At 63.3% G+C, this 12,971-nt stretch carries 13 protein-coding genes; 4 read left to right on the top strand and 9 right to left on the bottom strand.

The features are described 5' to 3' along the window. Nucleotides 1-282: 282 nt before the first annotated feature. A complete protein-coding gene (locus FZF13_RS19165) occupies nt 283-1,620 on the bottom strand; it encodes a DUF6600 domain-containing protein (protein WP_024924507.1) in 1,338 nt (445 codons plus the stop codon). 296 nt (nt 1,621-1,916) lie between these two features. Between FZF13_RS19165 and FZF13_RS19160 the strand changes: the two genes are divergently transcribed. Then, the gene (locus FZF13_RS19160; protein WP_024924506.1) at nt 1,917-3,716 is read left to right on the top strand and encodes an NAD(P)/FAD-dependent oxidoreductase; all 1,800 of its coding nucleotides are present in this window, start codon (nt 1,917-1,919) and stop codon (nt 3,714-3,716) included. Nucleotides 3,717-3,787: 71 nt separating this feature from the next. On the opposite strand, the gene FZF13_RS19155 is transcribed toward FZF13_RS19160, so the two are convergent. From FZF13_RS19155 to FZF13_RS19140, 4 genes are read right to left on the bottom strand one after another with little or no spacing between them, the layout of a single operon-like run. Beyond that, nucleotides 3,788-4,246: a GNAT family N-acetyltransferase gene (locus FZF13_RS19155; protein ID WP_024924505.1), complete on the bottom strand. Its 459-nt coding sequence runs from the start codon at nt 4,244-4,246 to the stop codon at nt 3,788-3,790. Then, the gene (locus tag FZF13_RS19150; protein ID WP_024924504.1) at nt 4,243-4,812 is read right to left on the bottom strand and encodes a GNAT family N-acetyltransferase; all 570 of its coding nucleotides are present in this window, start codon (nt 4,810-4,812) and stop codon (nt 4,243-4,245) included. Before FZF13_RS19150 ends, FZF13_RS19155 begins: the two co-directional genes overlap by 4 nt. Before the next feature lie 36 nt (nt 4,813-4,848). Continuing rightward, nucleotides 4,849-5,157, bottom strand: a complete 309-nt coding sequence (locus tag FZF13_RS19145; RefSeq protein WP_024924503.1) for a hypothetical protein — start codon at nt 5,155-5,157, stop codon at nt 4,849-4,851. A 2-nt stretch (nt 5,158-5,159) separates the two neighbouring features. Continuing rightward, on the bottom strand, nt 5,160-5,726 hold the full coding sequence (locus tag FZF13_RS19140; RefSeq protein WP_024924502.1) for a helix-turn-helix domain-containing protein: 567 nt from the start codon (nt 5,724-5,726) through the stop codon (nt 5,160-5,162). A 157-nt stretch (nt 5,727-5,883) separates the two neighbouring features. On the opposite strand from FZF13_RS19140, the gene FZF13_RS19135 reads away from it, so the two are divergent. Then, nucleotides 5,884-7,710 (top strand): ATP-binding protein, encoded by a 1,827-nt coding sequence (locus FZF13_RS19135; RefSeq protein WP_024924501.1) that lies wholly within the window; start codon nt 5,884-5,886, stop codon nt 7,708-7,710. 74 nt (nt 7,711-7,784) lie between these two features. On the opposite strand, the gene FZF13_RS19130 is transcribed toward FZF13_RS19135, so the two are convergent. Further along, on the bottom strand, nt 7,785-8,576 hold the full coding sequence (locus tag FZF13_RS19130; RefSeq protein WP_024924500.1) for a GGDEF domain-containing protein: 792 nt from the start codon (nt 8,574-8,576) through the stop codon (nt 7,785-7,787). Nucleotides 8,577-8,679: 103 nt separating this feature from the next. Next, a complete protein-coding gene (gene miaA, locus FZF13_RS19125) occupies nt 8,680-9,645 on the bottom strand; it encodes a tRNA (adenosine(37)-N6)-dimethylallyltransferase MiaA (protein ID WP_024924499.1) in 966 nt (321 codons plus the stop codon). Here miaA and serB point away from each other — a divergent pair. Next, nucleotides 9,644-10,531 (top strand): phosphoserine phosphatase SerB, encoded by an 888-nt coding sequence (gene serB / locus FZF13_RS19120; protein ID WP_024924498.1) that lies wholly within the window; start codon nt 9,644-9,646, stop codon nt 10,529-10,531. The genes miaA and serB overlap by 2 nt on opposite strands. Beyond that, nucleotides 10,528-11,100 (top strand): GNAT family N-acetyltransferase, encoded by a 573-nt coding sequence (locus FZF13_RS19115; RefSeq protein WP_024924497.1) that lies wholly within the window; start codon nt 10,528-10,530, stop codon nt 11,098-11,100. Before serB ends, FZF13_RS19115 begins: the two co-directional genes overlap by 4 nt. Nucleotides 11,101-11,147: 47 nt before the next feature. Here the strand turns inward: FZF13_RS19115 and FZF13_RS19110 are convergent, their stop codons facing one another. Together FZF13_RS19110 and FZF13_RS19105 are read right to left on the bottom strand one after the other, a co-directional pair. Next, nucleotides 11,148-12,653 (bottom strand): DegQ family serine endoprotease, encoded by a 1,506-nt coding sequence (locus FZF13_RS19110; protein ID WP_024924496.1) that lies wholly within the window; start codon nt 12,651-12,653, stop codon nt 11,148-11,150. A gap of 129 nt (nt 12,654-12,782) precedes the next feature. Then, complete coding sequence (locus FZF13_RS19105; protein ID WP_024924495.1) at nt 12,783-12,968, bottom strand: DUF2065 domain-containing protein; 186 nt, start codon at nt 12,966-12,968, stop codon at nt 12,783-12,785. Between the last annotated feature and the right edge of the window lie 3 nt (nt 12,969-12,971).

The raw sequence follows: 12,971 nt of genomic DNA, 5'->3' as shown, positions 1-12,971 counted from the left end.
GATAATAAAAAAGGCCCCCGAGGGAGCCTGTGTGTTGCGCATGGGAGGTTTTCGCCTGGCGGTTACACCGCCTTGCCCACGCGCCTTCCTACGAGAATGAGTGCCGTCTTCATGGTGGCGGACAATAGGTGCAAGCACGAAGCGCTGTCAACCGGGATATCGCACTGATTTTGCAACGGCCAAGCCGCCGTCTTCGTGCTCGCCGAACCAACGCCATTCGCCGCGACCTTGCCCTGAGGTGGTCGCGGCGAGGCATCTGGCAGTCCCTGACCGCAGCAGCGCTCAGCCGTGCGGCTTGCAGCGCGGATCGTGCGGATCGCATTTCACCGGCTTGCGCGCTGCCGGCGGCGGCTTATGCGGCGCGGCCTGTGGCCGGTGCGGCGCATTCACGCGCGCCATCTGGTGCTGAGGCACTGGTTTCGCCGCCGCGTGGTGCGGTGGCCGGCCATTGCCTTGTGCGACCGCCGCGTTCGCGCGGTGGCGCTGCGCAACCGCCGGACTTGGCGGTGTCGGCTTGTGCGGTAGGTTGTGTACTTGCACTGACTGCTGCACCGTCTTCTTCTTGACGATGTTGGCCTTGGCTGCAGGCGATCCGGAGCTTGCCTGTGCTGCAGGTGGCAACGGCTTCCTGAGCGGAAGCTGTGCAACCCCGGCCGGCGCGTTTCCTAAGGGTTTCGACGGCACCACCGGTTGCGCGGTTACCGCTGGTTTGCCGGCAGTCGCGCCGTTTGGTTTCGTCGGCACAGCCGCGTTCGGCGCCACGGGAGCGACACCAGCAGGCGCCGTGGCAGGCTTGCCGGGTACAGGCAAAGGCTGTCCTGGTTGCAGTGATGCTGCCCTCCGCTTGACCTCGCCGGCCTTCGACGCATCCAGCTTGCCCGGTGCGAACGAACCCCTGGCCGGCGGCACGATGTTCGCGGCCCTCACAGCCGCCACGACCGGCCTTGGCAACGCCGCCAACGCCGGCCCGGCGTTGATGGGCACGGTCCGGTTCTCCACCTGCACGGTGGAGTTGTTGTAGATGTTGTTCACCACCACGCGCTGCTCGATGATGGTGGTGTTGCGCACGATGGTCACATTGTTTTCGACAGGGCGCAGCGCCGGCAGGATTTCGACGGCACCGATCGCCGCCACCGGCACGAAGGACCACCACACGTCGCGGAACACCACGCGTTCCTCCGGCGGCGGTGCCGGCACCCAGCCGACATAGTCCGTGCTCTGGCGCCAGACCACCCAAGCCGGCGCCCATTCGTCGCCCGCGATCCAGATCCAACCCAGATCGTCGTCATAGGCCCAGCGGCCGTAGTGGAAGACGACAGGGCCGAAAGGCTCGCTGGATTCCCAATACCAGCCGTCGTCGGTCCACACCCAACGCCCCACCGTGTATGGCCGCCATGCGACCGCGACGGAAGGCACCCAAACCTCGCCATAGCGGCGCGAGATTTGCCAGACGCCGTATTCAGTAAGCCGCTCGCGCACCGCCATTGAGACAGTGGCCGCCTGCGCCGGCTGAAAGGCGGGCAACGTCAGCGGTGTGCCGACCATACCGCCAAAAGCAAGAATAAGGGCTAGTGCCGCCCCTCTCCCGCGGCGGCTTATCGCAAGAATCTTCGCGTTCATGACACATGCTCCAGTTTTGTGCCCTTCTGCGAAACCTCCCCTGCGAGCGTCCCCTAAACGCTGGTTGAGATATCGGTGCGAGCATGGTCCCGAAGCGAGGCGGCGGCATTGCGGCGCGCCTCATCACGTTCTCGCGAGGACGCCGTTGTCTGGCGCGACGCGCGATAAATCCTTGAAAACGCGCCAAACTATGGTGGGGCGTGACGAATGGCGCCGTCTCTGCCGATACTTTCCCGACCAGCCGGCAGCTCCGGCGGAGCCACACCGATCATCATGATTCCATGGGAGGAACCCACATGCTCGACAAGGCGCCCAACGCAAAGCTCGCCAAGTTGCTGGCTGATTTTGGTACCGCACTGGCAGCAGGCGACATCGAAAAAGCAGTCTCCTTCTTCCAGGACGATTGCTACTGGCGCGATCTCGTCGCCTTCACCTGGAACATCAAGACGCTGGAGGGTCGCGACCAGATCAGGACGATGCTGAAGAGCCAGCTTGGCGCCATCAAACCCTCCAATTTCGCGATCGCCGAGGGCGAAGATGCCGCGGAAAACGAGGGGCTGCTGGAGGGCTGGATCACCTTCGAGACCGAAGCTGCGCGCGGCTACGGCCACATCCGGGTTAAGGACGGCAAGATCTGGACCTTGCTCACCACCATGGCCGAGTTGAAGGGACATGAGGAGAAAGCCGGCTTCACCCGGCCGCTCGGCGCCAAGCATGGTCAAGGCAGGAACCGGCCGAGCTGGAAGGAAGAGCGCGAGAAGGAGGTGGCCGAACTCGGCTTCACCACGCAGCCACACACCCTCATCATCGGCGGCGGCCAGGGCGGCATCGCGCTGGGCGCACGGCTGAGGCAGCTCGGCGTGCCCACCATCATCGTGGAGCGCAATGAACGGCCAGGCGATTCCTGGCGCAAGCGCTACAAGTCGCTCTGCCTGCACGACCCGGTCTGGTATGACCACCTGCCCTACATCGATTTTCCGAAGAACTGGCCGGTCTTTTCGCCCAAGGACAAGATCGGCGACTGGCTGGAAATGTACACCAAGGTGATGGAGCTGAATTACTGGTCATCCACCGAGGCCAAAAGCGCCGTCTATGACGACAAGAAGAAGGAATGGGCTGTCACGGTGCGGCGCGACGGCAAGGATATCGTGCTGAGACCGAAGCAACTGGTGCTCGCCACCGGCATGTCGGGCCGCGCCAATCTGCCGAAATACAAGGGCATGGAGACGTTCAAGGGCGATCAGCACCATTCCTCAAGGCACCCGGGCCCCGACAGATATACCGGCAAGAAAGCGGTCGTCATCGGCTCCAACAACTCGGCCCACGACATCTGCGCGGCCCTTTGGGAGAACGGCGTCGATGTCACCATGGTGCAGCGCTCGACCACCCATATCGTGAAATCCGATACGCTGATGGATGTCGGGCTCGGCCCGCTCTATTCCGAACAGGCGGTGGCCAATGGCGTCACCACCGCCAAGGCCGACCTGATCTTCGCCTCGGTGCCGTACAAGATCCTGCACGAGTTCCAGATCCCGCTCTACCAGCAGATGAAGGAACGAGACGCGGCCTTCTACCAAGGCCTGGAAAAGGCGGGGTTCATGCTGGATTGGGGCGACGACGGCTCCGGCCTCTTCATGAAGTATCTGCGGCGTGGCTCGGGCTACTACATCGACATCGGCGCCTCGCAGCTGATCATCGATGGCGAGATCAAGTTGAAACGCGGCCAGGTAAAGGAAATCAAGGACCATTCCGTCCTGCTCGAAGACGGCACCGAACTGCCGGCCGACGTCATCGTCTATGCCACAGGCTATGGCTCGATGAACGGCTGGGCGGCGGAACTGATCAGCCAGGACGTGGCCGACAAGGTCGGCAAATGCTGGGGTCTAGGCTCCAGCACCACCAAGGACCCAGGCCCGTGGGAAGGCGAACAGCGCAACATGTGGAAGCCGACACAGCAGGAAGCGCTGTGGTTCCACGGCGGCAACCTGCACCAGTCGCGCCATTATTCGCAATTCCTGTCGCTGCAATTGAAGGCTCGCCAAGCCGGCATCCCGACGCCGGTCTACGGCCTTCAGGATGTGCATCACAAGGGTTAGGCGGTGGGCGGCCGGGCCGGCACGTTGGGCCGGTCCGGCTTCGGTGTTCCCACGGATGCGATGCGGGCGAACTAGGCCAGCCGCTTTTCCATAAAGACGCTGAGCGGATCGGGGCGATAATCGCCGAACGGCCCGCGCCGTACGAAACCGCTGCGGTCATAGAGGCCGAGCGCCTCGTGATTGTCGACCCCGGTCTCCAGACGGAGTAGGCCGATGCCTGCCTCCAGCGCCTTGCCTTCGAGATCGGCGAGCAGCGCCTTGGACAGCCCCTTACCGCGTACCGCCGGCACAACCCACATGCGCTTCAGTTCCGCCCAATCGTCATTCAGCGCCAGCGCGCCCGTTGCCACGGCGATGCCGCCAGCGTCCCGCGCAACCACGAAGCGCACATTGTTGGCCCGCAGGCTCTCGATGGACAGGAAATGATTGCTTTCCGCGGGATAGAGCGACGCCCCATAGCGCTCGCCGTCCTCCAGCAGGGCGATGATGTCCGGTTTGGCCGGATCTTCGAGTGCGATCGCGAATGTCATTGAGCGAAATCCTTCAAGGCGTTTGCGATTATCGGCGTTTGTCCGGCCGAACCTATGCGTTTCCAGAACAGAAGCGTGCCGGTCAGACCACCATGTGGCTTCAAGGCGTAGTCCGGGATTTCGCCGGCCAGGATGAAGCCAAGCTTCGCGTATAGGGCGGCGGCCCCTCCGTCTTCGGCCGTATCGAGAACCAGCAGTGTGCGGCCACACCGCACGGCCAGCTCTTCGACGGCCAGCATCAGCCGGGTGGCGACGCCCCTGCCCCGATGGCTCGTCCGGGTCATCAGCTTGGCGATTTCCGCCCGATGCGGCTGGTTGGGCGGCAGGCTGAGCAGCAGCGTGACCGTACCGATCAAATCGTCGCCTTCGAAGGCGCCAAGCACCACCCGCTCGCCCCGCGCCGCCGCCGCAAGCGAATCATCCCAGAACGCGATGGCCGCATCCAGCGGCAGCGGATGCATGAAACTCACCGATCCGCCGGCCGCGACGGTCTCGACCAGGATTTCGGCCAGCGCCCGCAATGTCTCGAACGAGCGGACAAGGGGTCTGATTTCGATGGAACTCATCTTTTGTCTTCTCGCTGATGGGAAGAGCCAAAACGCTCAATCGAAATGGCTAAAGCCGCGGCGCTTGCGCGACCGTTTGATTTCATCGACGCGGGTGCCGTCGTCGGCGCTGAGGTGGTGGCCGCGCTCCAGCAATTCCAGCGTGTATTCCTCATAAGTCAGCCCGACCGCTTCCGCCTTGGCCAGTCTGAACAACGCGATGTCGCGCGATTTCGGCTTCCATGCCGCCTTGTGGGCGCTCCGCCAATGCATGAAACGGTGCGGGTCGCCCTTGCCCCAGGCCGGCCCCTTGTAGTCATCGAGCGGCGGCCCACCATTGTGGTTTCGCTTCGGCAAGCGCGGCATGGTCAGGTCCTGATAAGTGCGGTGATGTAGCGGGCCGGCTCCGGACCGGGCGCGAAGAAACTGCAATCGGCCGGCGCGCCGAGCGCCAGGCAATCGCCCGGCTCCAGATAATGCACCACCTCGCCTTCGGTGAAGTCGAGCCGCCCTGCCATCAGCCAGATCTGCTGGCGGATGAAGGCATAGGAAGCAGCAGGCAGGTTGACGCGCGCGCCGGCCGGCAATTCGACCTGCACGAGTTCCATCGGCATATCAGTCTGCGGCGACAGATGGCGGCGCACATAGCCAGTGCCGGGGTCGCGCCATTCAGGCTGGTCTTTGCGCCGGGCAACACCGCCGCCCTGCAATTCGGCACGGGCGATGAGGCTGGACAGTGTCATCTCGAAAGCCGTGGCGATGCGCACCAGGATCGGTGCGGTCGGGCTCGTCGAAGCACGCTCGATGGTGCTGAGCATCGCCTTGGACACCCCGGAACGCTCGGCAAGCTCTGCCAGTGACCAGTTCCGCAGCGTCCGTTCGGCGCGGATGCGATCGGCGATCCTTGCCGAAAGATCATTCGATATATCAGACATTTGTCCAACATATCATATGAAGCATGAACTGGAAGGGACTTTTGCCGGATTGTTCAAATTGTCGCGCCGCCCTTAACCGCTGCTAAACCATCCCCTCACACGCGACTTTAACCGAACCATATTAGAGTTCGCTGAGGTAGTGGGGATCCCCTCGTTGATGTTTGTCGAACGTGCAGTCTCCGGCGGCGAGCCGGTATCGCAGGAGCGACGCGACGCCGCTCAGACTGACAAGCGCATCCTCGGCCATGTCGTCCGCTGCGACGGCGCCCGCGCCACCATCAGCGCTTTCGCTGACGGCGAAGATGGTTCCGCCGGTGGCCAATGGGCTGTCGGCAAGATGATCTCCATCAATCTGGGCAGCAGCCGCACGGTCGGTCTGGTCTATGCGATCGCCAAGGCCGATCTTGCCTGGAACGCCGAAGGCCTGAACCCGATCGAGGTCAGCGTCGAACTGGTCGGCGAGGTGCGCGATGGTTTCGAGCCCGGCGCCAAACCGTTCTTTGACCGTGGTATCACCATATACCCGCATATCGGCGCGGTTGCCCACCGCATCCGCAGCCGCGATCTCGAGGCCGTCTACGACCTCGCCGGCCGTCCTTCGGTGGCCATCGGCACACTGTCGCAGGACGAGGCGATCGCGGCCAGGATTGCCGTCGACGACACGTTGACCCGGCATTTCGCCGTGGTCGGCACCACTGGTGTCGGCAAGTCGACAGCCGTTTCGCTGCTGCTGCGCAAGGCGATCGCGGCGCGGCCTGACCTGCGCGTACTGATCCTTGATCCGCACAATGAATTCGCCTCTTCGCTGAAGGACCAGTGCGTCAAGATCGACGCTTCGACGCTCGATCTGCCCTTCTGGATGTTCCGCCTCGAGGAATTCGCCGAAGTGCTGTTCCGTGGTCGCGAGGCACCGCCCGAGGAGGTCGACATTCTGCGCGATCTCATTCCGGTGGTGAAGCATCTCTACCGCACCGGCAACGGTGTCGCCTATGTGCGCCGCGGCGCCGACACCATGACCGCCGACACACCGGTCCCCTACCGGATCGCCGATCTGGTGAAGCAGATCGATGACCGCATGGGCCTGCTCGAAAGCAAGGCCGAGCGGCCGGCACTGAAGTCGCTCAAATTGCGTATCGAATCGGCCGTCGCAGACCCGCGCTACCGCTTCATGTTCAATTCACGCCTGATCGAGGACACCATCCACGAAACGGTCGGCAACATCTTCCGCGTGCCGCATCACGGCCGGCCGGTAACCTGTTTCGAAATGGCGGGCCTGCCGTCCGAGGTCGTCAACTCGGTCTGTTCGGTTCTCGCGCGGCTGGCCTTCGATCTCGCGCTGTGGAGCGAGGGGCGGCTCAGGCTGCTGCTTTTGTGCGAAGAAGCGCATCGCTACATGCCGGCCGATCCGCGCCTCGGCTTCGCGCCGACCCGACACGCACTGTCGCGCATCGCCAAGGAAGGCCGCAAATATGGCTGCTATCTCGGCGTCGTCACGCAGCGCCCGGGCGAGCTCGACCCGACCATCCTGTCGCAATGCTCGACCTTCTTCGCCATGCGCCTGTCCAACGAACAGGACCAGGCGATCATCCGTTCAGCCATTGCCGACTCCTCCGCCTCCAGCCTTGCTTTCCTGTCCTCGATGGGACAGCGCGAGGCAATCGCCTTCGGTGAGGGCGTCGCCACCACCATGCGGCTGAAGTTCGAGAAGCTGGATCGCAGCCTGATTCCCGGCACAGCCAAACACTCCATGGAAGCACCTTCCGGTGACGGCGAGGTCGATCTCGTCGGCATCGTCGAAAAACTGCGCAACGTACCGAAGCCACAGCCGGCGATGAATTTCTCCGAAATGGCCGACGCCACACGCCAGCCCGGCGACCCGGACTACCGGCAGCCGGCCGCGCCGCGCCCGCCGCATGACGACGATTTCGACACGCGTTACGGGCTGAAGCCGATGACGTTCGGCCTCAAACCCCTGAACGATTGAACCGACGGAGCGAGCCCAGCCTGGCCGGCTCGTTCGCCATTTCAAAATTCAACTGAATTGACGCTCTGCCCGGCCTAAGCACACACGCGGTTACGGCCTTGGCGCTTGGCCTCGTAGAGCTGCTTGTCGGCGCGGCGGTAGAAGGCCTCGGCCGTCTCGGAATGGTCCCAAACCGCCAGCCCGACGCTGGTGGTGACCTTCAGCCGCACATTGCCGTTGACGATGGCCAGATTGGCGACGCCCTTGCGGATGCGCTCGGCGAAACGCGTCAGTAGTTCCGCGTCCATATTCGGGGTCACAATGCCGAACTCCTCGCCGCCCAGCCGAGCCACGACATCGTGGTAGCGGGTCATGCCCTTGAGGCAGCCGGCGACCGAGCGCAGCACTTCGTCGCCGATATCGTGGCCATGGGTATCGTTGACGCTCTTGAAATGGTCGAGATCGAGGATCATCAGCCCGACCGGCTTGCCGATGCGATGGAATTCCGCGATGTATTCGCGCAGCGCGTCGTCGAAAAACCGCCGGTTCTGCATGCCTGTCAGCGCATCTGTCAGCGCCGCCTGCTCAAGTGTCTCGGAACGGGCGCTCAGCGTCGCCGTCATCGCCCGCAACTTTCCCTCCTCGCGCACCTGATCGCGGATCAGCGGGTAGATGAAGAACACGCCAAAGAAGAAGGCGGTGGCCAAAAGCACGCCGATGGCAAACAGCAGCGTGCCGATATATGCGACGCTGTCCAACGCCGCGCCATCGCCGATCTGGGCCGTCGCGGTCTCCACCACGCCGTGGGCATGCAACGTCACCATGCCGGCGGCGACGATGACAAAGATAAAGACGAAGAAGGCGTGTTCCGCCTTGTGAAAATGCATCTGCACCCAGCCTACTGCAACGCCGGATGGTTATGGCACGGATAGGCTTACGCCGCAGTTAACTTGAACAAGCCTTGAAAAAGCAGCGTTAATACTGAGAATTCTATCGATTTCTCTTTTCGATCGACATGCGAATGATGGTCGCCATGTCTTCGCCCGGCGACAATCTTCGCCATTCCTCGCCGAACTGGTTGCGAAACCAGGTGGATTGCCGCTTTGCGTATTGCCGGGTGGCGATCTTGGCCATTTCCATCGCCTTTTCGGCTTCCATCTCGCCCGCCAGCACGGACTGAAGCTCACGCACGCCGATTGCCTTGACGGCCGGCAGCGCCGGGTCGAGATGGAGCGCCAGGATCTGGCGTACCTCCTCCATGGCACCCTGGTCGATCATCGCGTCGAATCGTCGGTTGATGCGTTGGGTCAAGGCATCCCGGTCTGGTTCGATGACGAAGAAATGCGCGCTGGCGCGATCGATCAACGGGCGACCACGCTCGGCCTGCCACGAACGGATCGAACGGCCCGACGCATCCAGAACTTCCAGCGCCCTGGCGATGCGCTGACCATCGCTCGGTCGCAACAACATGGCCGTGGCCGAATCCCTGTGCATCAGTTCGCGGTGCAGCCGTGGCGCGCCGCGCTCGACCAGTTCGTGACGCCAGCGGTCGCGGATATGCGCCGGGATATCCGGCATCGCTGAAATGCCTTCGGCCAGCGCCCTGAAATAAAGCCCGGTGCCGCCGACGAAGACCGGAGGGCGACCGGCCAGCGCGCCTTCGTCGATCAGCCGTTCGACGTCCCGCAACCAGGCGCCGGTCGAATAGGCGGTCGAAGGGTGGACATGGCCGTAAAGGAAATGCGGAACCCGGGCGAGATCCGCCGGCGCAGGCCGCGCTGTCAGCACGTTGAGGATCGAATAACCCTGCATAGAATCGGTGTTGACGATGACACCGCCGAAGCGCTCGGCCACCTCCAGCGCCAGCGCCGACTTGCCGCTGGCAGTCGGGCCGGCTATCAGGACCGCATCCTTCACGCGGCCTTCGTCGGCCACCTCCCGCAGGGTCTCCTCCATGCCGCTCGTCGCCACGCTCGTCTCCAATCCAGCCGGCGGCGCACTCACGCCGGCCCTAGCGAATAAAGCCTCGCAGGCGGTCGGCGCAAGCGCGACGCGTTGGTTGGGCGAGACGATCGCCTGCGATCTCGTCCTGCCGTCAGGCGCCGACAGCCGGGAGACCGCAGCCGCGCTCGCTACCGCGCTCGGTTCCAACCCCGTTGACTTCGCCATCCAGGACGAAGCGACGCGACGCAAGAAAATCCTAATCGCCGACATGGATTCGACCATGATCGACCAGGAATGCATCGACGAACTCGCCGACGAAGTCGGACTGAAGGAACGGGTGGCGGCGATCACCGCCCGTTCGATGAATGGCGAGATTGCCTTTGAACCAGCATTGCGCGAGCGCGTCGCGCTTCTGAAGGATCTCGACACCGCGGTGGTCGACCGCATCATCGCCAATCGGCTCACACTGGCTTCCGGAGGCCGCGCTTTGGTGCAGACGATGCGCAAGGCCGGTGCCCATACCGCGCTGGTCTCGGGCGGCTTCGACGTCTTCACCAGCCGTATCGCCACGATGCTAGGTTTCCATGAAAACCGCGCCAACCGCCTGGTCGAGCGCGACGGTCGCTTCACCGGCGAGGTGGCGGAGCCGATCCTCGGCCGCGCCGCCAAGGCGGATGCGCTCATCGACATCGCCGCCAGGCTCGGCCTCACGCCGGCGGATGCCGTCGCCGTTGGTGACGGCGCCAACGACCTCGACATGATCCAGCTGTCGGGCATGGGTGTCGCGCTGCATGCCAAGCCTTCGGTGGCCGCCCAGGCCAGAGTGCGCATCGACCATGGCGACCTGACCGCCCTGCTCTATCTGCAAGGTTACAGGCAGGAAGATTTCGCCACATGATCCCGATCCGTACGGAAAGACTGATCTTGCGCAACTGGGAAGAGCGCGACCGGTCCCTCTTCCATCTCATCAATTCCGATAAGCAGGTGATGGAGTTCTTTCCGTTCCGGCGCGATCGCGCGCAGTCCGACGCCAAGATGGACGAGTTGCGCGCCTGGATCGACAGCCACGGCTACGGTTTTGCACCAGTGGAGGTAGCCGCGACCGGCGAATGCATCGGCTTCGTCGGCCTCTATGATGCCGACTATCTTCCCGCCCTGCCGAAGGGTTCTGTCGAAATCGGCTGGCGCCTTGCGCCGGAGTTCTGGGGCCATGGCTACGTTGCCGAGGCCGCACGCGCATGGCTCGCCTTCGGCTTCGAGACGCTTGGTCTGGACGAAATCGTTTCCTTCGCCGTACGCGAGAACCGCCGCTCGACTGCTGTCATGGAACGTATCGGCATGACGGCAGACCCGTCGCGCGATTTTGACCACCCGCTGGTTCCTGAAGAATACACGCGTCTGCGCCCGCACGCTTTTTACAGTCTGAAGCGCCAGGGTTGGGAAAAACAGAAAAGGGCGGCCCGCTAGCCGCCCTTTCTTCTTTTTAAGTCAACCCGTTGCGCCGTTTTCCGGAATCAATCCATCCGGATCGTGACGAAACGCAGTTCGCCGGTCTTGGACGCCAGCATCAGAAGCGCGTTCTTGCGGCCTTGCTGTTTCAGTGCCGCGATGCGGTCCATGACGTCCTTGGGTTTCGAGACCGATTCCTGCGCGATCTCGGTGATCACTTCGCCCGGCTGGATGCCGCGTTCGGAGGCGGCCGAATCCTTGGCGACATCGGTGATGACCACGCCCGATACATCAGCAGCAATGCCGAACTTGCTACGCGTCTCGTCGTTCAACTCGCCGATCGACATGCCGAGCACCGAGGCAGCCGCCACCGGCGCGCCCTTGCTGTCGCTGGGTTTGCTCTCGTCGGCGGAGGCGAGTTTCTCGCCATCCTCCAACCGGCCGAGCGTGACCTTCACCGTCTGCTCCTTGCCCTTGCGCACGATCACCACGTCGACCGCCTTGCCGACCGGGCTCTCGGCGACCACGCGCGGCAGGTCGCGCGTTTCAGCGATATCCTTGCCGTCGAACTTGGTGATGACGTCGCCGGCCTGAATGGTGCCGTTGTCAACCGGACCGCCCTTGATGATGCCGGCCACCAAAGCGCCCTTGGGTTCCTTCATGCCGAGGCTCTCGGCGATGTCACTGGTCACCGGCTGAATGCGTACGCCGAGCCAGCCGCGGCGCGTTTCGCCGAATTGGCGCAGCTGCTCGACCACGCCGGCGGCAAGTTGCGCGGGGATGGAGAAGCCGATGCCGATCGAGCCACCCGAAGGTGAGATTATGGCGGTGTTGATGCCGATGACTTCGCCGTTCATGTTGAACAGCGGACCGCCCGAATTGCCGCGGTTGATGGCGGCGTCGGTCTGGATGAAATCGTCATATGGGCCGGAATTGATGTCGCGGTTGCGCGCCGAGACGATACCCAGCGTCACCGTACCGCCGAGGCCGAACGGATTGCCGATCGCCATCACCCAGTCGCCGATGCGCATCTTGTTGGAATCGCCGAACTTCACTGCCGTCAACTTGTGGCCCTTGGGGTCCACCTTCAGCACGGCGATGTCGGTCTTGGTGTCGGTGCCGATGAGCTTTGCCTTCAGCGTGACGCCGTCGGAGAAATTCACCTCGATGTCGTCGGCGTCGGCAATGACGTGGTTGTTGGTCACCACGATGCCTTCATTGGCGTCGATGACGAAGCCGGAGCCCAGCGACTGCACCTTCTGCGAGCCGCCTTTGTTGCCCCCCTTGTCCTTGAAGAAATCGTTGAAGAAATCCTGGAAAGGCGACCCTTCCGGCAACTGCGGCATCGGTACGGCGCCCGGTCCTTCGCTGCCCTTGACAATCTGCGACGTAGAAATGTTGACGACCGCGCCGAGCAGGCCTTCCGCGAGGTCGGCCACTGAGGCCGGCCCGTTGGCGTACGACTGCGGCTGTGCGGCCGCGAACGAGACGGCTGACGTACCGACGACCAGCGCCGCCGTGGCGGCGACAAGCGTCTTCCTTGCCGCGCTGAGGATGGAATAGGATTTCATCAGGGCCTCCCGGCAAGTCAGCAACAGCGTCTGGCGCGACGCGATGTCAGTGTTAAAAGAAATAAGGCACGTTTGCGGCCGTTACCACCCGCGGCGAACAAATCCCTAGCCCGCAGGATGGCGTATTTGTCAGCCGCGCACCAGCCAGACGACACCGACGCCGACGGCGATCACCATCAGACCGGCGATACGCAGCGCGCCCTCCGGCATGCCGAGCATCTCGCCGGCCAGCCGTTTGGCCAGACGTGGAAAACCGCCATAGATCAGGCCCTCGGCAACGAGGACCAGACCCATGGCGGCTAGAAAGTCCTGCACGAA

This window comes from Mesorhizobium terrae (assembly GCF_008727715.1).
GTDB classification, from domain to species: Bacteria; Pseudomonadota; Alphaproteobacteria; order Rhizobiales; family Rhizobiaceae; genus Mesorhizobium; species Mesorhizobium terrae.
Note: the sequence above shows the minus strand (reverse complement) of the source record. Positions and strands in the feature narration are given on the sequence as shown.